Origin of the sequence: Tessaracoccus palaemonis (assembly GCF_019316905.1) — a bacterium.
Classification (GTDB): domain Bacteria; phylum Actinomycetota; class Actinomycetes; order Propionibacteriales; family Propionibacteriaceae; genus Arachnia; species Arachnia palaemonis.
In genome coordinates this window covers 322,730-343,624 of sequence record NZ_CP079216.1, presented here as the reverse complement: position 1 = coordinate 343,624, position 20,895 = coordinate 322,730, and the positions used below count along the sequence as shown (strand labels likewise).

At 68.4% G+C, this 20,895-nt stretch carries 22 protein-coding genes and 1 tRNA gene; 5 read left to right on the top strand and 18 right to left on the bottom strand.

Annotated elements, in window-relative coordinates:
* Window positions 1-3: 3 nt before the first annotated feature.
* Window positions 4-573: a tRNA adenosine deaminase-associated protein gene (locus KDB89_RS01475; RefSeq protein ID WP_219082841.1), complete on the bottom strand. Its 570-nt coding sequence runs from the start codon at window positions 571-573 to the stop codon at window positions 4-6.
* Between the two features lie 136 nt (window positions 574-709).
* Here KDB89_RS01475 and upp point away from each other — a divergent pair, with 136 nt between their 5' ends.
* Entirely contained in the window at window positions 710-1,351 is a 642-nt protein-coding gene (upp, locus tag KDB89_RS01470) for a uracil phosphoribosyltransferase (protein WP_219082839.1), read from the top strand.
* A gap of 122 nt (window positions 1,352-1,473) precedes the next feature.
* Here the strand turns inward: upp and KDB89_RS01465 are convergent, their stop codons facing one another.
* On the bottom strand, window positions 1,474-2,427 hold the full coding sequence (locus tag KDB89_RS01465; RefSeq protein WP_219082837.1) for a squalene cyclase: 954 nt from the start codon (window positions 2,425-2,427) through the stop codon (window positions 1,474-1,476).
* 306 nt (window positions 2,428-2,733) lie between these two features.
* Between KDB89_RS01465 and KDB89_RS01460 the strand changes: the two genes are divergently transcribed.
* Complete coding sequence (locus KDB89_RS01460) at window positions 2,734-3,492, top strand: YwiC-like family protein (RefSeq protein ID WP_219082835.1); 759 nt, start codon at window positions 2,734-2,736, stop codon at window positions 3,490-3,492.
* Window positions 3,493-3,526: 34 nt separating this feature from the next.
* Here the strand turns inward: KDB89_RS01460 and KDB89_RS01455 are convergent, their stop codons facing one another.
* The 8 genes from KDB89_RS01455 to KDB89_RS01420 all read right to left on the bottom strand — a co-directional run bounded on the left by KDB89_RS01455 (window position 3,527) and on the right by KDB89_RS01420 (window position 9,674).
* Window positions 3,527-4,228 carry a CPBP family intramembrane glutamic endopeptidase gene (locus KDB89_RS01455; protein WP_219082833.1) on the bottom strand — a complete coding sequence of 234 codons (702 nt, stop codon included), beginning with the start codon at window positions 4,226-4,228 and terminating at the stop codon, window positions 3,527-3,529.
* Window positions 4,229-4,240: 12 nt separating this feature from the next.
* Complete coding sequence (locus tag KDB89_RS01450; protein ID WP_219082831.1) at window positions 4,241-4,987, bottom strand: CPBP family glutamic-type intramembrane protease; 747 nt, start codon at window positions 4,985-4,987, stop codon at window positions 4,241-4,243.
* Between the two features lie 113 nt (window positions 4,988-5,100).
* Window positions 5,101-5,379, bottom strand: coding sequence for a hypothetical protein (locus KDB89_RS01445; protein ID WP_219082829.1), 279 nt, complete (start codon window positions 5,377-5,379; stop codon window positions 5,101-5,103).
* Window positions 5,380-5,580: 201 nt separating this feature from the next.
* The gene (locus KDB89_RS01440) at window positions 5,581-6,354 is read right to left on the bottom strand and encodes a CPBP family intramembrane glutamic endopeptidase (protein ID WP_219082827.1); all 774 of its coding nucleotides are present in this window, start codon (window positions 6,352-6,354) and stop codon (window positions 5,581-5,583) included.
* A 111-nt stretch (window positions 6,355-6,465) separates the two neighbouring features.
* Complete coding sequence (locus tag KDB89_RS01435; RefSeq protein WP_219082825.1) at window positions 6,466-7,125, bottom strand: response regulator; 660 nt, start codon at window positions 7,123-7,125, stop codon at window positions 6,466-6,468.
* Complete coding sequence (locus KDB89_RS01430; RefSeq protein WP_219082823.1) at window positions 7,122-8,297, bottom strand: sensor histidine kinase; 1,176 nt, start codon at window positions 8,295-8,297, stop codon at window positions 7,122-7,124. Before KDB89_RS01430 ends, KDB89_RS01435 begins: the two co-directional genes overlap by 4 nt.
* 46 nt (window positions 8,298-8,343) lie before the next feature.
* Window positions 8,344-9,102, bottom strand: a complete 759-nt coding sequence (locus KDB89_RS01425) for a CPBP family intramembrane glutamic endopeptidase (RefSeq protein WP_219082821.1) — start codon at window positions 9,100-9,102, stop codon at window positions 8,344-8,346.
* Between the two features lie 155 nt (window positions 9,103-9,257).
* The gene (locus KDB89_RS01420) at window positions 9,258-9,674 is read right to left on the bottom strand and encodes a hypothetical protein (RefSeq protein ID WP_219082820.1); all 417 of its coding nucleotides are present in this window, start codon (window positions 9,672-9,674) and stop codon (window positions 9,258-9,260) included.
* 170 nt (window positions 9,675-9,844) lie between these two features.
* On the opposite strand from KDB89_RS01420, the gene KDB89_RS01415 reads away from it, so the two are divergent.
* On the top strand, window positions 9,845-11,392 hold the full coding sequence (locus KDB89_RS01415) for a trypsin-like serine peptidase (protein WP_219082818.1): 1,548 nt from the start codon (window positions 9,845-9,847) through the stop codon (window positions 11,390-11,392).
* Between the two features lie 271 nt (window positions 11,393-11,663).
* Here KDB89_RS01415 and KDB89_RS01410 read toward each other — a convergent pair whose 3' ends face one another.
* From KDB89_RS01410 to KDB89_RS01390, 5 genes are all read right to left on the bottom strand, one after another.
* Window positions 11,664-12,329: a hypothetical protein gene (locus KDB89_RS01410; RefSeq protein ID WP_219082816.1), complete on the bottom strand. Its 666-nt coding sequence runs from the start codon at window positions 12,327-12,329 to the stop codon at window positions 11,664-11,666.
* Window positions 12,330-12,338: 9 nt separating this feature from the next.
* On the bottom strand, window positions 12,339-12,974 hold the full coding sequence (locus KDB89_RS01405) for a hypothetical protein (protein ID WP_219082814.1): 636 nt from the start codon (window positions 12,972-12,974) through the stop codon (window positions 12,339-12,341).
* Window positions 12,971-13,783 (bottom strand): TIGR04255 family protein, encoded by an 813-nt coding sequence (locus KDB89_RS01400; RefSeq protein WP_219082812.1) that lies wholly within the window; start codon window positions 13,781-13,783, stop codon window positions 12,971-12,973. The genes KDB89_RS01405 and KDB89_RS01400 overlap by 4 nt, the downstream gene beginning before the upstream one ends.
* Window positions 13,784-14,134: 351 nt before the next feature.
* Window positions 14,135-14,587, bottom strand: coding sequence for a toll/interleukin-1 receptor domain-containing protein (locus tag KDB89_RS14550; RefSeq protein ID WP_255556094.1), 453 nt, complete (start codon window positions 14,585-14,587; stop codon window positions 14,135-14,137).
* Window positions 14,588-16,044: 1,457 nt separating this feature from the next.
* Entirely contained in the window at window positions 16,045-16,362 is a 318-nt protein-coding gene (locus tag KDB89_RS01390) for a hypothetical protein (protein WP_219082810.1), read from the bottom strand.
* Window positions 16,363-16,638: 276 nt separating this feature from the next.
* Here KDB89_RS01390 and KDB89_RS01385 point away from each other — a divergent pair, with 276 nt between their 5' ends.
* Window positions 16,639-16,914 carry a tyrosine-type recombinase/integrase gene (locus KDB89_RS01385; protein ID WP_255556371.1) on the top strand — a complete coding sequence of 92 codons (276 nt, stop codon included), beginning with the start codon at window positions 16,639-16,641 and terminating at the stop codon, window positions 16,912-16,914.
* A gap of 5 nt (window positions 16,915-16,919) precedes the next feature.
* Here the strand turns inward: KDB89_RS01385 and KDB89_RS01380 are convergent, their stop codons facing one another.
* Both KDB89_RS01380 and KDB89_RS01375 read right to left on the bottom strand, forming a co-directional pair.
* Entirely contained in the window at window positions 16,920-17,816 is an 897-nt protein-coding gene (locus KDB89_RS01380; RefSeq protein WP_219082808.1) for a 1,4-dihydroxy-2-naphthoyl-CoA synthase, read from the bottom strand.
* A gap of 458 nt (window positions 17,817-18,274) precedes the next feature.
* Window positions 18,275-19,006 (bottom strand): glycerophosphodiester phosphodiesterase, encoded by a 732-nt coding sequence (locus KDB89_RS01375; RefSeq protein WP_219082806.1) that lies wholly within the window; start codon window positions 19,004-19,006, stop codon window positions 18,275-18,277.
* A gap of 131 nt (window positions 19,007-19,137) precedes the next feature.
* Here KDB89_RS01375 and KDB89_RS01370 point away from each other — a divergent pair.
* Window positions 19,138-19,213: transfer RNA gene (locus KDB89_RS01370), tRNA-Arg, on the top strand.
* Between the two features lie 175 nt (window positions 19,214-19,388).
* Here KDB89_RS01370 and KDB89_RS01365 read toward each other — a convergent pair.
* The gene (locus KDB89_RS01365; protein WP_219082804.1) at window positions 19,389-20,822 is read right to left on the bottom strand and encodes a basic amino acid/polyamine antiporter; all 1,434 of its coding nucleotides are present in this window, start codon (window positions 20,820-20,822) and stop codon (window positions 19,389-19,391) included.
* Window positions 20,823-20,895: the final 73 nt, after the last annotated feature.

Here is a 20,895-nt window from a genome sequence, read left to right as displayed (position 1 = left end):
ACCTCAGTCGAAGGATTCGGCGGCGCGGTGGAACTCGTCGCCGACCTTGAGCTTGTCGGCGATGCGCGACAGCAACTCGTCGGAGTCCTCGTCGTAGTCCGTCGCGATGGCCTCCATCTCGAAGGCGTGCAGACCGCTGGCCGAGTACATCTCGAGGTCCCCGACGGGCTCGGAGTCGTCGTCCTCCTCCGGCACGTCGACGCCGAGGAAGTCGACGACGTCGCGGGCGATCGGCCATTCCAGCGCGGCCTGGGAGTCAGACAGCAGCACCTCGACGGTGCGGCCGCGGGCCCGGCAGATGACGAAGAACTCGCCGCCGATCGAGACCCACCCGTCGGCGCCGGAGTCGCCCGGGAGTCGGGTGAGCTGGTTGATCAGCTCATCGAGGTCATTGGCGAGGTCGAAGTCCAGCGGCACGGCCGTCGCCTTGCCGTCCTCGCGGTACAGCGCGACGACCAGGTCCACGTCGTCCTCGGTGGCGTCGTCGAGGTCGTAGTCATCGTCGTCGTCGAACTCGTCCTCGTCGTTCCCCTTCAGGTTGAAGGGCTCAGCATCCTCGTCGAACACGTCCACTTGCCCACTCCTCCCGACCGGTGACCCGGTAACCATCCTTGCACGTCGGCCCGTCCGGCGACACCGGCCGGGGTGTCTTCCGGCGGTCTCGCCCCCGCACGTTCGCGAGGGAGGGTGGATGTGGGACAGTTGGACCGTGGAAGTACGCGTCGTGAACCATCCCCTCGTCGATCACAAGCTCACCCACCTGCGGAACAAGAACACCGACCAGCCGGTGTTCCGCAAGCTCGTGGATGAGCTCGTCACCCTTCTCGCCTACGAGGCGACGCGCGGTGTCCGGGTCAACCCCGTCGACATCGAGACGCCGGTCGCTCCCATGACCGGCACCAAGCTCGCCGATCCCGCGCCGCTCGTCGTGCCGATCCTGCGCGCCGGCCTCGGCATGCTCGAGGGCATGCTGCGCCTCGTACCGACGGCCGAGGTGGGCTTCCTCGGGATGATCCGCGACGAGGAGACGCTGCAGCCGATGACCTACGCGGAGCGGCTGCCCGCGGACCTGTCCGGTCGCCAGTGCTACGTCCTCGACCCGATGCTCGCCACCGGCGGATCGCTGGGTGGGGCGGTGCAGTACCTCGTCGACCGCGGCGCGGACGACATCACCTGCATCTGCATCCTGGCTGCCCCGGAGGGCATCGAGCGCCTGCACGACCTGCTCGCGGACCTGAAGGTGCCGTGCAACCTGGTCGTGGCGGCCGTCGACGAGAAACTCAACGAGGTCGGCTATATCGTGCCGGGCCTCGGCGACGCCGGCGACCGCCTGTACGGCCTGGCGCAGTAACCCCGTCGGCCAGCTGCGCTGCCCCGCTGCGCCGGCTCGCCTTCTCGCGGACGGGGGATGGCCGGCGGGTCCGGAGGCAGCCGACGGGTCCGGGGCCGGCGAAACGGGGCGCGACAGACGGGTCAGGGCTGGCGGCCGGCCTCGGCCCACCAGTTCAGCACCCGGGTGGCGTAGAACGTGAGCCACTTCGACGGCTCGCCGGCGTCGACGTCGACCTCGATCCACACCTCGCCCGGATGGCGGCGACCCTGGACCCAGGTGCCGTCGTCGGCGCGGTCGCCCAGCACGACGTCGATGGCCTGCGTGAGTCGCGGGTCTGGACCGGTCCCGGCATAGAGCGCCGATTCCCGGAAGTAGTCCAGGGCGTTGAGCGCGCTGTAGAACCAGCGGAAGGGCCAGGCGAACTTGTCCACCCACGGCCCGACGAGTTCGCCGTCGGAGAGCCGGAAGAGCAGCCGTCGCTTCAGCAGGTACTCCTCGCCGCGTCGACGTGACGCCGCGAGCTCCGGATCCGGGCCCTCGTACTGCTCGTAGGCGAGCATCCCCTTGAGGGCGTTGAGGGTCGAGTGGAACGACGAGCGCGTCGAGCCCTCGACCCACTCACAGTTCCAGCCGCCGTCGTCGAGCTGGTGGTCGAGGAACCACTGCCGGAGCATCGCGACGTCCGTGCCCAGCCAGGCGCCGTTGGCCAGCGTCGACCCGTTGATGCAGACGTCGACCTCGCCGTCCCAGTAGGGCAGATCGTCGTACTCCCACCTCGAGTTGGCGCGCAGCTTCTCCGCGGTGCCGGCAAGGACGGCCGCGTCGAGGCCGAACTCCCGCAGCATCGTGAGCGTCGGGGTCGTCGCGGTCCACGGCTGGCCGTCGGCGTTCTGGTCGAACTCCGCGGGGAAGAACGCGCCGCCCGCCCACTGCCCGTCGTCGCCCTGGTGGGAGAGGAGTTCCGCGCCGAACCCCTCCGTCGCGATCCTGGCCCGCGTCGCTTCCCACACCTCGGGCGGGGCTCCGGCCAGATCGCGCTCCACCTGCCAGCGCAGCGCCGGGTCGGAGTCGAGCATCCACTGCAGCGTGTCCATGGGGCGACGCTAGTCGCCGGTGAGTGCATCGACGTCGCGCGTCGGAGGTCAGCCGTCGGTCAGTCACGAGGATGACCCGCGCCCCCTCGCGGACGCCAACGAAATGCACAGACGCCAACGAAAAACACGCGAATACCGTTGGCGTCCGTGCATACCGTTGGCGCCTGGGAAATACCGTTGGCGTCTGCGCAGAGGGCGGCGGCGGAGGTCGACGGCGGGGGCGGCCGACGGCGCGGTCGCTCCGGGAGTGCGAGGTGGCCCCGGGGCGCGGGAAACGGGCCGAGCCCCGTCGGCTAGCGTGGCCGGGTGGCGAAATCTTCCTCCTGGGTGCCCCGACAGCACGGCGCGTGGGCGATGCTCCTCGTGCCGTCGATCGTCGGGGTGGCACTCGCCTCGCGCGTGCGACCGCTCGGCTGGGCGGACCTGACGCTGTGCCTGACCTGGCTGGTCGGGTACTTCGCGTTCAGCGCCGCAGTGCTGGTGCTCAAGTCGACTCCGAAGCGGCGGGGACGCCACTACTCCGCCCTGGCGACGTACGGGGTCGCCGCCGCAGCTCTCGGCGTCGCGACGCTCATCCTCCGGGGCCCGACCCTGCTGTGGTGGGTGCCCGTCTACGCCCTGCTCCTCGGCCCGGCCCTGTGGTGGGCCGCGACGAGGCGCGAGCGTTCGCTGGCGTCCGGTGTGACGACGGTGCTCGCGTCGTGTGGGCTGATGGCCGTGCTCCGCCTCGTCCCGGGCGCCCCGCAGCCGACGGCCTCCGAGTGGGCCCTCATGGCGATCGTGACGCTGTACTTCGTCGGTACCGTGCTGCACGTCAAGGCGCTGATCAGGGAGCGCAACGACCCGACGTCCGCCCGCCGGTCGGTGGCCTACCACGCCACCGTCGCGGCGCTCATCGTTGCGGCCATCGCCGTCGGCTGGCTCGGCTGGCCGTGGATCCTGTTCGCCGTCGCGCTGCCGGCCAGGGCCTGGTGGATGCCGCGTGCGCCCCGGCGACCGATGCAGATCGGGCTGCTGGAGGTGGCGCTGTCGGTCGCGCTGCTCGCCCTGGCCGTGTGGGCCTAGCGGCACCGCCGTCGCGATCAGCGCGAGGTCGCCGTCAGCCGATCGGCGAGAGTCCCGACGTGAACTGCGAGAAGTCCCAGATGGCGTGGAGCAGGATCGCGGGCCAGAGCCAGCCGGTGAGGCGGCGGAGCAGGTAGAAGACGGAGCCGGACGCGAAGGCGAGTGCGGCCTGCAGCAGCGACGTTCCGAGGGGCGATCCGAGCACCGCGTTGAACGCGTGCATGATCCCGAAGAGCGCCGAGCTGATGAACCACACCCACGGCTCACCGAGCCGGGCGCGAAGCGCGGTGATCAGCAGCCCGCGTGCGAGGACCTCCTCCGCGAACCCGACGCACACACCCAGCGCGAGGGCGAGGACCAGATAGTCGAACTGGATCCCGGCCCACCGGGTCGCGAACAGGTTGGAGATCATGACCACGGTCATGAGCGCGGGCAACGCCCACAACCACCTGCGCGTCACCGGCCGGTCGTCGACCAGAACCGGACGCCACCAGCCGAGAGCGGTCACCGTCGCGATCAGAAGCGCCGAGCCTACCGCCAGAGGAATGATCCCGAACCGGACGAGATTCCCGGCCGAGTCGCTCAGCGCGTCGTACCGCACACCGGAGAACGCCTCGAGCGAGTAGACGACGATGATGTAGACGGCCCAGATCACCAGGCCGATCCAGGGTCGCGGCGCCACGCGCCACGCGTCCGTTCCTCGCATGGGGGTCGCGTCAGGGACAGGTGCAGTCATGTGCTTCTTCTCTCAGATCAGGTAGGCCGCGCTGACAAGCAGCGGCATGGTGAACAGGGCGAGGTCGCTCAGCAGGTGCGCCCCGATCGGCACCCAGAGGCTCCTGGTGGTGAAGAACCCGAAGGCGAGCACGAGTCTCATGACGCCGACCAGCACGACGCACTCGACGACGTTCCAGTTGGATGTCGGGAGGTGGAGCAGGACGAAAACACCGGCGACCACGACCGATGCGACGGTCTGCGCAACGCTGCGAGACCAGCTGAGGCGACGCAGGCCGGAGGCCAGGGCGAGCATCGGGAGGACGGCGACCAGTTCCTCCCCCAGGATGTGGGGGACGCCCTCGAGCAGGAAGCTGTAGAGGCCGTGGCCCGTCACCGGCCCGGGCAGGTGACCGAGCGGACCTGCCTCCGACAAGGCCAGCGAGCCGATCGTCACCGTCGCCAGGCAGGCAAGCGCCACGCCGAGCAGCACGCCGAGGTCGCGCGGACCGATGCCCCTCACGAGCGCCGTCCACCCCGTCGGGGTCGCCCACATGAGAGCGGCGAGCGGGATGATCGGGAACAACGCCAGGCCGGCCCAGTGGCCGACCGTGCCGGTCGCCGGAAGCAGGGCGAACTGGTCGAACTCGACGGCGCACGCCGCCAGGATCACGACCCAGCGGGGTCCGCTGATAGCGCCCCGCCCGAGCCCGTCAAAGGGCACTTCGGCGCGGGTGGGGCGGTGGGCTGCCGGTCTGCTCGGCACGACCTGGGTCGTCACGATCATCTCCTTGCTCGGTGATGATTCCAGCGTTCCAGGAAAGGCCCGCGCGGCCATCGTGCAGGCGCAGACACCTGCGCGTACCGCGACCGCAGTATCCGCCGCCGACGGGGCTAGTCCGCCGACGTCTTCGTCGTCGGGTTCTCGTCCGGATCGACGGGGTGGTGGTGTGACGCGGCGGCTCGTCGCTCACGTCGCCTGGCCCGGTCCGGGTCCCGCTGGGCGTACACACCCCAGGCGGCGCCGATCAGGTCGCGCCGGCTGCTGGGGCGCGCGCCGTTCAGCGCCGTCAGGGCTGCCTGCTCCTCCGGAGTGAGCCGGTCGTCGTCGACCGTGGCCCCACACATGGCCTGCTCAATCAGCGATGCGAACTCCGCACGGGTCAGCTGCATCGCCACCCCTCCTGACGGCGCCGACCGGCGTCGGCGGATGCACCCAGACTACCGAAGGAGCCGCCCCCCAGCGGTTCCTGCGGTAGTCGGGCGCGAGTACCAGGCGGTGGCCGGAGGGCCACTGGCCTGGCGTCGTGACGGCCGATCCGGATCGGCCAGCTTGTCGGCCATCGGCGCAGCGCCGATGCGGCCTCGTCCCCCTCAGAGCGTGATCGCGGCGGCGCTCAGCAGGATCGGGACGGAGAACATGATCCAGTCGTTGAGGATGTGCGCGCCGGTCGAGACCCACAGGTTCCTCGTCACGACGAAGGCCAGCGTCAGGAACAGCCGCGCGACCCCGATCAGCGCCAGGCACTGGAGGACGTTCCAGTTGTAGGTGGGCAGGTGCAGGAGCCCGAAGAGCACGGCGGTTCCGATCCAGGCCGTGGCCAGCGAAGCCCTGCGGCTCCATCCCCACCGGACCAGCAGCGACATCAGCGCGAGCATGGGCAGAATGGTGATCAGTTCCTCACCCAGCAGCTGCGGAAGGGTGGCGAGGAAGAAGGAGATCTGCTGCCCGGTGGAGGCTTCCGCGAGGATGTGGGCCGACGGGTTTGCCGAGGCGCCGATGACCTTGGCAAGCGGCATCGCCAGCGCGCACGAGGCAGTGAGGCAGAGCAGTCCGAAGCCGATCATCGCGCCGATGTCGCGCACCCGCACCCTGCGGAAGATCGCGGTCCACCCCTGGGGCGCGGCCCACGCGAGCGCGGCCAGGGGAATGACCGGGAACAGGATCGCGTGCATCCACTGCTGGGCCTGGGCGCTTCCGGGAAGGGGCAGCAGGACGAGCTGCGCATAGGCGAGCGCGCAGGCGGCGACGATGACGAGCCACTTGGTCCCACTGATCGCGGTGGGCAGGTCGTTGTAGAAGGGCAGGTCGGACGCGGCGCGTCGGGGGGCTGCTGTTTCGGTTTCGGTGACGGTCTCGGTGGACACTTCCAACTCCTCATGTGGTGATGAGAAGAGCCTCTCAAGATCGGCCCGATCCGCCATCTGGCAGACGCAGACACTTCCTCGTACTGCGCCCGCGGTACGAGGGATCCGCTGTCAACCGCCGGCCAGCCCGGACTGGTACGCCGCGACGACGAGCTGGGCGCGGTCCCGCGCGCCCACCTTCGTCATGGCCCTGTTCACGTGCGTCTTCGCAGTGAGCGGGGTGACGAACAGCTTCTGTGCGATCTCCTCGTTGCTGAGCCCCTGTGCGACCAGCAGCACGACCTCGCGTTCCCGGTCGGTCAGGTACCGGAACCGCTCCCCAACGGCGCTGGGCTGCGGAATGTCGCTGGTCACGTGGGCGATGAGCGCTCGCGTCGCCCCCGGCGACAGCAGCGACTCCCCGGCGGCGACGGTCCGGATCGCGTCGAGCAGCGCTGCGGGCCGGACGCTCTTGCCCAGGAATCCGCTGGCCCCTCCGTGGATGGCGCGCAGCACGTAGGCGTCCTCCTCGAAGGTCGTGAGGACGATGATCCTGACGCCTCCGAGATCGGGGTCGGCCGCCAGCTGCTCGGTGGCCTCCAGACCATCCATGCCGGGCATCCGGATATCCATCAGGACCACGTCGGGGACCGTCTCGCGGACGACCTCGATCGCATCGAGACCGTTCGCGGCCTCACCGACGACCTCCATGTCCTCCGCGGTGCCGATGATCGCGACGAATCCCCCGCGGATCAGATCCTGGTCGTCGACGACGACGACGCGTACCGTCATGGCTGCCCCTCCCCTTGTCTGTTGCTTGCGCCCCTGGTCGGCAGCTCGGCCCGTACGACGAAGGTGTCGCCGTCCCGCGCGACGGTGACGTCGCCCCCGGCCGCCAGGGCCCGTTCCCGCATGCCGACGAGCCCGAATCCCGAGCCTGACGAGGTGCCGCCACCGACGGCGTTGCGCACCTCCAGGATCAGGCTTGGGCCTCTGTAGTCCACACGCACGCTGGCCGCGCCGTCGCCGTGGCGGGCGGCATTCGTCAGCGCCTCCTGGACGATCCGGTAGGCGGAGAGGTAGGTCGCGGCCGGCAGCTCCGGATGGCTGCCGCTCTCGCGCAGGTCGACGTGGAGCCCGGAGGCGGTGGCGTGCTCGATGAGTTCGGGGAGGTCGGCCAGGCCCGCGCTGGGCCTGGTCTCGGCCTCGCCGTCGGTCCGCAGCACCCGGAGCATCACCGGCAACTCCTCCAGCACCCTGGCGCCGGCCTCCTGGACGCGCTCGAGCGCGGCGGCCGCGGCGTCCGGCGACGACTGGAGCAGGGCCTCGGCGACACCCGCCTGCACGTTCATCACCGCGATGTGGTGGCCGACGGCGTCGTGCAGCTCCCGCGCGATCCGCAGCCTCTCCTCCGCGACCTTCCGGCTCGCCAACGCGTCCTTCGTCGCCTCGGCGGCGAGCGCCCGCTCCCGTTCCTGCGCCAGCGACCGGCGGTAGAGGCTGATCGCGGCCCCGACCGCGATGATCAGTCCGATCCACACCTCCGCCGACGTGACCTCCGGGTCGGAGGCCGACCTTCCCGTCCCCACCACGAGGGACACGCCCACACCCACCAGGGCGAGCGCACCGATCGCGAGGGCCTTCGGGAGGGGCGACGTGCGGCTCACGGCCGTGTAGACGGCCACCGCGAGCGGGACGAACGCGCCCGGAATGCCTCCGGTCAGGATCGCGGAGGCCACGCACGCCACGAAAGCGACCACCAGCGTGATCACGGGCGCCGCGCGCCGCCAGACGAGGGCCGCGCACGCCAGCAGGACCCCCGCGTACTCCCAGCCGAACAGCCCCGCCGGACCGTCGTCGACGACCTGAAGGACGCCCAACGCGACGGCGAGCGCGACGGCCCCCGCCGCGTCCCTGCCCCGTTCGGTGGCAGGTCGCGGGAGTCGTGCGAGCCCTTCGGCCATGCGCGTCGGCCTCCTCGAGTCACCCGTCGGTCACCGCGACGATAGCTCAGGAGATGAGGGAGGCGCCGGCCAGCGCAAGCGGGATGGTGAACAGCACCCAGTCATTGATGATGTGGGCGCCGGCGGAGACCCACACGTTCTTGGTGACCAGGAAGGCGAGACTGAGGATCAGTCGCGCCGAACCGATGATGAGGAAGCACTGGAGGAAGTTCCAGTCGTAGGTCGGCAGGTGCAGGGCCCCGAAGATCAGCGCCGTCGCCAGCCAGGAGACCAGCACCGCGACCCAGCGCGGCCAGTTGAACTTCGCGACGAAGACGTAGAGCAGCGCCAGGAACGGCAGGATCGTGACGAGCTCCTCACCGAGCAGCTGCGGCGCGGTCGCCAGGTAGAAGGAGACACGGCCCGGCATGTCGAGGCCCGCGAGGATTCCCCCGGCCGGGTTGGCCTCCGCACCCAGCGCGTCCTTGAGCGGCGCAGCAACCGCGAACGACACGGCGATGTTGATGATCGCGAAGAGGAACATCGCGCCGACGTCGCGGACGCGGACCCTCCGGAAGATGGCGGTCCATCCCTTCGGTGCGACGAAGGCCAACGCGACCAGCGGGATCACCGGGAACAGGATCGCGCGCACCCACATGCCGACCATGCCGGGGACGGGCAGCAGGATCAGGACGAGGAAGGACACGAGGCAGGCCGCCGCCACGATCAGCCAGCCGCCGCCCTTGATCAGGACCGGGACGCCGCTGTAGAACGGGAAGTCACGGCCGGTGTTGATGTCCTGAACCTGCTCCGGGCTGGCGGTCATCGGTCTCCCCGTTTCTGAGGCCATGCTGGCCTCGAACTGCGTATACGAATGCGCCGCAACGTTAGCGGCAGGACGGTCCGTGCGGATGGGTGTCTGGAACCTGTAACACCACGTTGACAAGGTGCCACGTCCGCATGATCACGCTGTGGCGGGCATCAGCGGGCCGATCGCCGTTCGACAAGGCGGGCGACGGCCAGCATCGCCAGCCAGCCGAGCGCACCGACCGCCATCACCACGACGTATCCCGTCGCGACCGCCCGGGGTCCGGCCAGCGCCAGATTGCCGCCCACCACCGCCAACGCCGTCCACACGACCGCGGCACAGCCGGCGCCCGTCAGGGCCGCGGTGGCGAGTGCCGCCCCGAGTCGCCCCGTCGCCCAGAGCTCCAGGCTGGCGGGCAGGATCCACCGCGCGCCCGCGACCAGGACCAGGCCCGCGGCGGGCGCGATCCAGAACGACGGCGGGAGGGGATGGTCGGCGCCCGCGGCCATCAGCAGCACGAACGCCAGCCAGAGCACCCACCCGCACAACGTGGCCCAGCTGGTCCGCAGGCGGGAATGAGGAGCTGTCACGCAGCCCAGTCTCGCATGACTGCGCCGGCTGCCTGGACGACAGGGCGCCACGCCGGATCGGCAGCACCGGTCAGCCTTCTGCGAGCCGTCCGGCTGTCCGGCGACGTCCCGCGCGAGGCCGGTCTCGGCGATTCGTAGCGGCCCGTGGCCCGGACTCACTACTCTCAGGCATGGCCTTGAAGTCCGTGTGCGGCAGCGCAGCCGCAGCCGCCCTCCTCCTGCTCGCGGGGTGCACCGGCGTCACACCCCCAGCACCCATCACGCCGGCACCGTCGGCGACCCCGGTCACCCCGGTCGCAGCCACCCCGGCGGACCCGCTGCCGCTGGCAGACCTGGCGGCCTTCAGTGGCGTGGTCTCCCTGAACGCCGGTTCCAACTGTTCGGGCACCCTGATCGACACCGGCGCCACGGCGGGCCCGGCCTACGTCCTCACCAACGGTCACTGCATCGGGGATGTCGGCCGCTCCCCGCAGACCACCACCCACGAGCTCGATTGGTTCGGCACCGCGGAATTCCTTGCCGCCGAGGGAAACCTGGACGCCACGCTCAGCGTCGATGTCGTGAAGCTGGAGTACTCCACCATGCGGCATACCGACACCGGCATCGTCCGGCTCGACGCCACCCTCGGCGAGCTGGAGGACCTCGGCATCCGCCCGGTGAAGATCGCGGACGCTGAGCCGCTCGCGGGGCAGGATGTCGTCAACGTCGGCGTCCCCGTCCAGGACCTCGACCAGGAGGAGTGGGTCCTTCGCCGCGGTGACTGCACCCTCGGCGCGCAGCACACCCTGATCGAGGGACGCTGGCTGTGGTTCGACGCCTGGTCCAACGACTGCCCCGGCATCATCCAGGGCTCCAGCGGCTCGCCCGTTCTCAGCGTGGATACCGACGGCAACCCGACCGGGGTCGTGGCCATGATCAACACCACCACCTGGGGCGGTACCGCAGCCAACGGCGGCGCGTGCTCGATGAACCATCCCTGCGAGGTGACCGCTGACGGCGCGTCAATGGTCGAGGAGACCAGCTACGCCCAGAGCGTGGCCGGGCTGGGCAAGTGCTTCGACGACGCCGGCGTGTTCCGGACGGGCGGGGCGTGCCCGCTGCCCGACTCCAGCGTCTGGGCCGAGACCGGAGGCGGCACGTTCCAGGGCGGGGACGTTCCCGACGCGACCGGAGCCACCCCGCAGGTCAGCCTGGTCGGTCGGACGGCCGGCACGGTCCGCACAGCCCTCGTACCGCTCGGCGACGGCTCCGCCTGCACCTCGGCGACGACCTATGCCTCGGCGGAACCTCAGGAGCTGCCCGAGGCCGCCGGGGAGTGGGATCTGGTCGGCGCGAAGATCAGTGTCGACCTTCCCGAAACAGAGGGGCGGTTCCTCTTCTGCGCGGTCTCCGGCAATGACTACGCCGGGGCCGCCTCGGTCCTCTTCGACGTCGACCGGACGCCGCCCATCTTCGCCGCGGCCGCCGACGTGGAGGACATCGGTGGTGGCACGATGATCGTCCGGCCGCACCTGGTGCCGCCCGAGATCCAGACCGTCCGCTTCACGTGGGGGGCACCTGACGAGGTGGACTGCGACGACCCGACCACGTTCCAGGACTTCTTCATCGTCCCCCTCACGCTTGAGGCGTCCGACCTGCCCGCGACGTACTGCCTCTACGGCCTGGACTCCGCCGGCAACGCGACGGATGTCACCCGCATCGAGATACCCGGGAAGTAGTCCGACGCAGGGAGAGGTCCCGGGGGCAACGTCGACCGGGCAGGGTGCTCAACCTGCTGGTGGTCGCGACCACATTCCGCTGCGCCCTGGCCTTGGGGCCCCGCCTCAGTAGTACCAGGGGAACACCGTCACGGTCGTTTGAGGTGACCGGTCGGTGTTGGTCGCTGTTGGGATTGCTGGCTTGACCTGCGCAAACACCTCGGGCGTCATCTGCCGCTACGTGCTGGCCTGCCACATTTTTGCCACATCAGAACGCCCATCACTAGGCCGCCTAACCGCGACGTTCGAGAGCTGCTGCTCGCGTCTCGCGTCGGAGCTTCGCATGGTTGGCTTCGGCATCGAGTTCTGCACGGCGGCGGTTGTCGTCCTCACTGAGCCACGCCTGGAACTGGACGCCAGCCGCCTCAACGGCGTCGGCAGTGCGAGCGCCCTCGTCAAGGACTGCGTCGATCCAGAGCTCCTGCATCTCGGCCTCGGCGAGGATCGGCGCGGACTGCTGCCGGAACTTGGCGAGGTCCAGTGTGAGCCGCGTGTTGTGCCAGACCAGCCGCTGCTGAAGAACGTGAATCCCAGGGTGGGAGAGCGAAGCGATGCGACGATCCAGCGTAAGTTCGGGCGCGGCCACCGCCGTCAGGTCGACGAACTTGGTAGCGTGCCACTTTCCGTCGCTTAGCAGATCCGGCAACGGCATGACTCGGCCGTGGCCGTTCCAGTCGCCGACCTTCTGGTACGAGTCCACCGGGGCGACCTGGATACGTTCGTTGCTGACAGGTCCTCGTCGCATCGAACATGGGTGCGTAACGATCTGAACTCGCTTCGGCTCGTCACCGAAGCCAGGCAACACAACGCCCTCGAAGATGTCGCCCTGGAGGATCGGCCGACTAAAACTAACCGCGCCCCGCTCTTCGTAGAGGTCGTCGGCTTCGATCGAATCCATGTGCAGGTGTCACTCAGCTCGCATTCGAAGGGACCTCTGCCCATCCGTGTCCACAAAGACCTCGACGTCGCTTCGGCGATCACGCCACCCCGGGAGAACGGCGTCCAGGATGGTCTCCAACCTGCTCCGCTGCTCGAACCACTCAATGAGTGACTCAGCGTGCCCTGCGACGAACAGGTCGATCGGGCGAATGTAGTAGCCCGGCCCGAGCGGCAGAGCCATCTCCATCCACTGAGCCGGATCGGCCACGCCCTTCTCCTCCATGAGGTCGAGGAAGGATGCGATTCGCGCCAGTCGCTCGCGATTGTCCGCTGTGGCGGTTCCCCCCTTGCGCCACTTCCGGATTGCCGAAACGCTGACGTGCGCTGCAGCGGCGATGTCCGACCACGACATGCCTCGTGTGAACGCGAGCTCGTCCAGCAGTGCTGGCACATCGCTCGCGGTGGCCTTCTGGTGAGCGCGCTCGTCAAGGTCGAGCGAACGGGTCTTCTCGTGGAGATCACGCATCCCGTCATGGAGTGAGTCAATATCAGTGCGGAGCCAGTCGGCACTGATCGAGAGCGCGCTCGTCGATGTCGGCGGTTCGTAAGCCCTGATGTTCTCGCTGCGACTCACACCAACGGCCCGTGCCACAGTCTTCATCATGGTTTCTCCCCTCGGAAGAGCTCGCGAGCTTGGTCGGTGATTGCGTTCTGGAACGTCTCGCCGGCAGGTCCATGAACGGCGTCAAGAGTTAGTGCTACCGCATCAGTGCTCAGCAGCATCGCCTTCTGCCCGGAGAAGTCTTGATAGCCGTCGAAGTCTAGGACGAAGACCGGCACGTTCTCCACGAACGGTCGGCGTACGAGGTTGCCGGTCACCACGACGGCTCCGCCCGGCAGGGCGGCGAACCTGAAGTTGAGACCCTTGTGATGCCCGAGGTCGTACGAGATCGTGCCGTCCGCCCGGGCGACCGGAGCGCCGTCAGGACCCAACTGCAAGTGGTCCACGAGGCGTTGGTCGACCCAATCACTCCACAGCCGAGCGTCGACAACCTTCGCATCAGGCACGCGGATCTCATCCAAGTACCGCAGACCAATCCGCTGGACGGCTGGAGCGACACCGGCACTCACCAGCGCTTGAGCGCAGGCCACGACGTTCGCTTTGAACGTCTCGTACTCGGCGTAGGCGGTAGTCTCGAAGGAGAGCCTGTCGGGGAAGATCGACAAGGCCGCCGTGCTGTCTACGTTCTTCATGACCCGGCCGGTAACCACCTGCACCTGCGGCTGCCCGTTGACCACCTGGATGTTGACCGCACCCTGGACCTGCTCGTGGACAGGCAGAAGGGACTCCACAGCGACTGCGACGGCGTCGAGCGTCTCCGACTGGCGCAGACGAGGGGCGTCGCTGAACCGGATCTCTGCTGCGACAAGTGCCAGCGGGGATTTGGGGAAGACTTCACGCTTCGGGTACATGGGGAATCAACCTACTGCCTTCACACCAACGATGTTACCCAAACACGTACCAAAATCGACACCGGGGCTGCAACTCTCAGCAAACCTCCGCGCCGGCTTCCCGCACCCGCATCGGCGCCGGCTTGGACTTCAAGCTCCATGAACTGCGGCACTACTTCGCCAGCGGACTGATCGATCGCAGCCGGCTGCGACGCCGTTACCGTCCAGCGAGCGATGGGTCACCCCTCCGCGACTACCACGCTGAGCACCTACGCCCACCTGTGGCCGAGCGCCGAGGACAAGCCCCGGGCGACTGCATCGGGGAACAGCGGCAGCGGTTCTTGCGACGAAGGTCGGTCGCGAAACGTCCGGTCAGACGCGCTCAAGCTCGTCATCCAGAGCCACCAGCTCAGCGATCTTGGTCGCGATGGACTCCATCGAGTCTGCCGATGTGTCCAACCCGTTCCGCGAGCCGAGTAGCGGACTGATCCGCCGGACCTCGTCGTAGGTCGTCTCATGCACGACCGGGATCAGTAGGTCGCGGGCCAGAAGTTCAGAGAGCTCCTTGTCCGAGACCCCTCGGTTGTTGACGCGCTCTAACAGCGCAGGGGTGATGAGCACGACGCCAACCCGCGACTTTGCGAGACCACGGTCAATCTCGCGCATGAATGGCTGGCCGAGCAGAATGTCCTTCTCGCTGAACCACACCGAGACCCCCGCGGCTTCGAGCAGGTCGTTCAGCTCTGCCGCGGCACCTCGCCGGTCATCCCAGGCATGGCACAGGAAGATGTCGCGAAGTTCAGGCTGCAAGCCCACCGACTCCACCGCGCGTCGGTACGGCGTCAGCGCCCGTACCTGCTCAGGGCTGTAGGTGAGGGGCGAACTGCTCGGCGACCACTTCGGCCGAGTCCTACCGCTGCCTGACCCCCCGCTGCTACCTGTGCCGCCGCCTCCGCTTCGCGCCGAATAACTCGGCGGGGAGTAGTAGGACGGCGTCGGCGAATAGTAACCGTACCCCCTGCCACCGTGGACCGGGCAGGCGGCAGCACCACTGGAAGTTCGATGGCCCTGGACCGGCGCCGTGCATCTACTCATAGGCAAGACCGTAGGCGGCACCACCGACAAAACCGCCAACCGAACTGCTGCCCCTCTCGCCGGGTCGCTGTTCTTGCGACCTCTCTGCCACACCTGGCGACCAATACCGCCTCTGATCTTCGAGAACATGCCAGATCAGTAGTAGTACGGGAACCCTGCCCCTGGGTTGAGGTGGGGTTGAGCACTGCGAGAACCATGAGTTGGCAAGCCCGTATGCCGTGAGCACCGTTGGTCAGATCAGTTCTGTTTGAGTGCTCTGGCGGACTTTCTGCGGACTATCGCGAGCGTCCCAGTCGCTTGAGGGCATCGTCAAGCTTGTCGAGCGATCGTTGGGCATCTCGTGCCCCTCCCGACTTGTCGACAAGCTTGACCTGGTGACCACTGGGGCAGTTCTTTGTGCGGCCTTTGGCCACGTCGTCGAGAGTCACTTTGAGCGGGCGTCCGCACTCTGGGCAATCTAGGTCAAGATCCATGCCATTGATGGTAGAAGGCGGCGCGGCGATGTGCGTCGAAACAAACAAGAAGGACGGCTGGGCCTGCCCGTGGCTTATGGGCCTGGGGGGCTGGCTGCCGTCCTCGCGTCGAGGATACCCCCTGTTGTTGTTCACCACCTCGTCGCCGGCGCGAGTTCGTCGTGCAGCTGGGCCGCGCTTTGGCCCAGCACCGCTAAACGACAGCAGCGCCATCGCCAGACCCGCAAGGACTCCACCTTACGTGTTTCTATGCGATGCGCGGGCCCAGCACGTGCCCATCAGGGCCAGGCAATACCGTCAAGGCTGAAAGGCTCGTCCGTCGTCGCGGCCGCCTCGGTGATCTCGTCGAGCGGATCAGCGCGGGACAGCTCATCGTGCAGCTCGAGCAGCTCGCGGAGCGCCTGCCCGATCTTGTAGGGCGGGATCTCCCCCCCCGTCCAGAGCGGACGCCAGGGTCTCGCGGGCAGCCTCCAGCTCCTTGCGTGTGCCGCGTGCAGCGACGCTCAGACGCCCCGCAGCGGGCTTCGTAGAGGGTTTCCTGGGTGATGTCATGGTGACCTGTTTCTTACGAGAGAGAATGGCGCTAATGCCGGAGCGGCGACCTGACCAGGGGGTAGGGGTCTCCCCCCCCCCTGGGTCAGGTCGACGAGGCCCGACGGCTCGGCGTTGACCGACGACGACGTGGTTCCCTCTCCCTGGCTTCCTGGTCGTCGGTCACTTGATCCTCCTTCGGTAGTCGTTGTCGTCGCCGTCAGGTCGACGTTTGGGGGTCTGTCTCTTGCACTTCTCCGCGCCGCACTCCCGGCACCCGCGACCCTGGAAGGTCACGGGGTTGTAGTGCGCACGGCAGAAGTAGAGGGTTCGGGGTTGGGCCGCCTCGGACTCGTCGACGGCCGGTCGATCCTTGGCTTCGCGGAGCACTTCGTAGTGATGGCAGTCCGAGCAGTGCAGCAGCGGGTCTCCGTTCTTCCCGTCCTTCTCCGCGATCCGGGAAAGGTGCTGTCGGCATGTGCGTGTGTGGTTGATGGGCATGGGGTTCACTCCTGGTTGATGTGTGGTCCGTAGCGGCGTCCTGCCCAGACGCCGAAGGTTGGCTTGATCGCCCTGGCAGCGGCACCGCACCAGGAGCGCCGACGAGCTCACAGACGCCATCTGAACCGGATGGACGCACGGCCGGTAGAGGTGTTCCAGGATCCCGAGCAGGTCCGGGGTGGTCGGATTGTCGGGCCTCAGCGTGCGGTCACAGGTTCGCTCGCGGGCTGACGATTCAGCGGGCGAGGGCCCGCCGGCGTCGCCTGGGGTCCACACCTGTTCAGCGGCGCCCGGGAGGCCGCAGGGCTCAGCGTGACACCTCACGACATGCGGCACTTCTACGCCTCGGGGCTGATCGCGGCCGGCTGCGACGTCGTGACCGTGCAGCGCGCTCTCGGTCACGCATCGGCCACCACGACGCTGAACACCTACGCCCATCTGTGGCCGACAGCAGAGGACCGCACCCGGTCCGCAGCTGCGGATCTGATGCGGTCCTCGGTCGTTTCTGCGGACTCCCTGCGGACTAACCCGCTCGAATCACGCTCCCACTAGGGCCTCTAGTAGTAGTAGGGGAACTTCGACCAGTCGGGGGCCCGCTTCTCCAGGAACGAGTCGCGACCCTCGACGGCCTCGTCGGTCATATACGCCAGGCGGGTGGTCTCGCCGGCGAAGATCTGCTGGCCGACCAGCCCGTCGTCGATGGCGTTGAACGCGTACTTCAGCATCCGCTGCGCCGTCGGGGACTTGCCGCAGATCTTCGCTGCCCACTCCAGGCCGATGTCCTCGAGCTGCTCGTGCGGCACGACGCGGTTGACCATGCCCATGCGGTGGGCGTCCTCGGCGTCGTGCACGTCGCCGAGGAAGAAGATCTCGCGCGCGAACTTCTGCCCTACCTGGCGGGCGAGGTATGCCGACCCGTAGCCAGCGTCGAACGAGCCGACGTCGGCGTCGGTCTGCTTGAACTTCGCGTGCTCGCGGGACGCAAGCGTGAGGTCCGAGACGACGTGCAGCGAGTGTCCGCCTCCCGCAGCCCAGCCGTTGACCAGGGCGATCACCACCTTCGGCATGAACCGGATCAGCCGCTGCACCTCGAGGATGTGCAGCCGGCCGAGCTTGGCAGCGTCGACGCTCTCGGACGTCTCCCCCTCGGCGTACTGGTAGCCGGCGCGGCCGCGGATTCGCTGGTCGCCGCCCGAGCAGAACGCCCAGCCGCCGTCCTTCTCACTCGGCCCGTTGCCCGTCAGCAGCACGCAGCCGATGTCCGACGACGTGCGCGCGTGCTCCAGCGCCGTGTACAGCTCGTCGACGGTGTGAGGCCGGAACGCGTTGCGCACCTCGGGCCGGTCGAAGGCGATGCGAACCGCCGGCACGTCCTTGGCGCGGTGGTACGTGATGTCGGTGAACTCGAAGCCCTCGACGGGCATCCACAGCTCCGGACGGAAGGGATTGCTCATGGACCAGAGCCTATCGACAGCCCACCAAGCCTCGGGCGTCGCACGTTTCGTCGGCGCAGGGGCGCCGCCTCAACGCCCTTCGACGAGCTCAGGGAACCGGGGAAGGCATGCTCAGGGAACCGGATCGTTGAGCACTTCGACAAGCTCAGCACAGGCCTGTCGAAACGCCTCGAAACGAAGTGAGAGGGCCTAGCCAGCCACCTCGCTGCGCTCGGCGCCCTTCGACAAGCTCAGGGACCGAGAAGACAAGCTCAGGGACCCGGATCGTTGAGCACTTCGACAAGCTCAGCACAGGCCTGTCGAAACCCCTCGAAGCGAAGCGAGAGGGCCTAGCCAGCCACCTCGCTGCGCTCGGCGCCCTTCGACAAGCTCAGGGACCCGAGGGACAAGCTCAGGGAACCGGGTCGTTGAGCCTGTCGAAACGCCTCGAAGCGAAGCGAGAGGACCCAGCCAGCCCCTCAGTACACCGGGTGGCGCAACGCGTCGCGGACGCGATCCGGGAGATTCGAGATGATCGCGTCGACGCCGAGGCTGGCAAGGCGGATGGCCTCGGCATCGTCGTCGATCGTCCAGGCGCGGACCTTGATGCCGGCTTCGTGGGCCAACCAGACGTAGTCGGGGATGCGGAGGGCGAGGCGGTGCGGGTGGACGGCGCCGGCCCCGAACCATGAGGCGTAGCGCCACGGGTCGACGATGCCGTCAGTCAGTATCAGCGCCATCTGTGACGCCGCGAGGTGTCCGCGCAGGTTCGCGATCGAGTAGTGGTTCAAGGAACTGATCACGACCTGGTCGAGAAGACCGGCGTCACGGACGATCCGCACCACCTGATCCTCCATCCCCGGGTACAGCTCGATGCCGTTCTTGAGTTCGATGTTGACAGTGACGTTGGTGCCCTGGAAGACCTCCAGCGCCTCACGGAGCGTCGGGATCTTCACGCCGTGGCGCCCCGGAAAGCCATTGCTGAAGTCGCACCGGCGAAGCTCCTCCAGGGGCAGGTCGACCACGCGCCCGAAGCCGTTCGACGTGCGGTTGACCGTCTCGTCATGGATGCACACGATGGCGCCGTCGGCGCTTCGCTGGACGTCGAACTCGACACCGGGTAGGCCGAGCCGGACCACCTCCTCGAACGCAGGCAGCGTGTTCTCCGGCGCGTAGGCGCTTGCTCCTCGGTGGGCCCAGGTTTCTGTCACACGGTATATACAACCACTGTCGAGAGCAGCCAGCGCGCCCACCATGGGCACACGACCCCCAGCCTGGTGCTGCGCGGCGGGTCCCGTTTTGCCCCGTCGCCCGAATCTGCGTATAGTTTCATCTTGCCCAAGCGCTCGTGGCTCAATGGATAGAGCATCTGACTACGGATCAGAAGGTTGGGGGTTCGAGTCCCTCCGAGCGCGCCAGGTGTGAAGCCGCCAGACCGGAACCGGTCGGCGGCTTCCTTGTTTCCCAGCTGCCGCGGCTGTCGAGGTCAGGCGCCAACTCCGCATCGGTCAACAGCCCTCGGCAGCCCACTGGACACTCCCCGCGGAGGCATTCGCGCCTGGAACGGGCGCACTCCGTCGCCGCGCGAACAGCTCAGAGGGTCAGCCAGCCTGCCGCCAGCCCGACGACGACGGCGACCGCGGCCACGACGACCACACCGAACACGGCCCACTCGAACGGCGTGAACGTGCGACGGTGCTGCTCTCGCCGCGTCATCGCGAACAGGACGGTGGCAGGGGCGAACACCACGCACGACAGCAGCAGCTGCGTGAACCCCGCCGCGAAGACCAGGCCGACGGCGTACGCCGTCGCGATCACGGCCACCGCCAGCAGCCGACCCTGTCGGGGCATCCGCGCGCGACGGTCCAGCAGCACCATCAGCGCATAGGCGGCGACGAGGAAGAAGGGGATCAGGGCGAGGGTCGCGGTGCCCTCGATCGCGAAGTCGAGCGTGTTCTGCGCGAACAGTGCGACCACCAGCAGGATCTGGACGAACACGCTGGTCAGCGCCAGGCCGCGGGTCGGCACGTCCCGCCGCGACACCTTCGCCAGGAACCGGGGCATGTCGCCGTCGGCCGCGGCGGCGTACAGCGTCTCCGACGCGGTCAGCACCAGGGCGAGGTAGGCGCCGAGCACCGAGACGCAGAGCGCGACGGACACGAAGACCCCGGCCCACGGCCCGACAGCCGAGGCCAGCACCCCCGCCATGGACGGCTGCGGCAGCGCGGCGATCTCCTCCCGGGGCAGCACCCCGTAGGACACGATGGTCACCGACGCGAACACGGCGGCGACGCCGACGAACCCGAGCACGGTCGCCCGGCCGACGTCCTCGCGTCGGCGCGCGTGACGGGAGAAGACGCTCGCCGCCTCGACCCCCAGGAACACGAACACCGTCGACAGCATCGTGGCGCGCACCTGCTCCGGGAACGGCGCCGCGTCCCCGCCGGCCAGGAGGTTCGCCCGGAAGACCTCCGGGTCGAACGCGAACAGGACGAGCACGATGAACACGATCACCGGCAGGACCTTGGCGACGGTGACGAACCGGTTGAGGTCGGCGGCCTTGCCCACGCCCCGTCGGACGAGCAGGTCGCAGAGCCACAGCCCGGCCGACCCCAGCAGGAGCGACGGGACCGTGTCGCCCTCGCCGAACGCCGGGAAGGCGAGGCCGAGCGTGGACGTGATGAGGATCCAGAACGTCACCAGCGACGCGCACAGCGAGGCCCAGTAGCCGATGGCCGACAGGAAGCCGACGTAGTCGCCGAAGCCGTGCTTGGCGTAGGCGTACAGGCCGGAGTCGAGCTTCGGCCGCGCCACGGCCAGGAACTGGAACACGAGGGCAAGCATCAGCATGCCGGTGCAGGCGACGGCCCAGGCGATCACGCTGCCGACGACGCCGGTCTGCGACGCGAACCGGCCGGGCAGGCTGTACACGCCGCCGCCGATCATCGACCCGACCACGAGCGCGGTCAGCGAGAACACGCCGACCTTCGAGCTCGTCGGGACGGTCGTTCCCGTGGCTTCAGTCATGGCTTCTCCTCGACCGGGCCCTGCCCGGCGGCAGCCTCGGCTCGTTGTGTGACTGCACGGTTCTATCACCCTG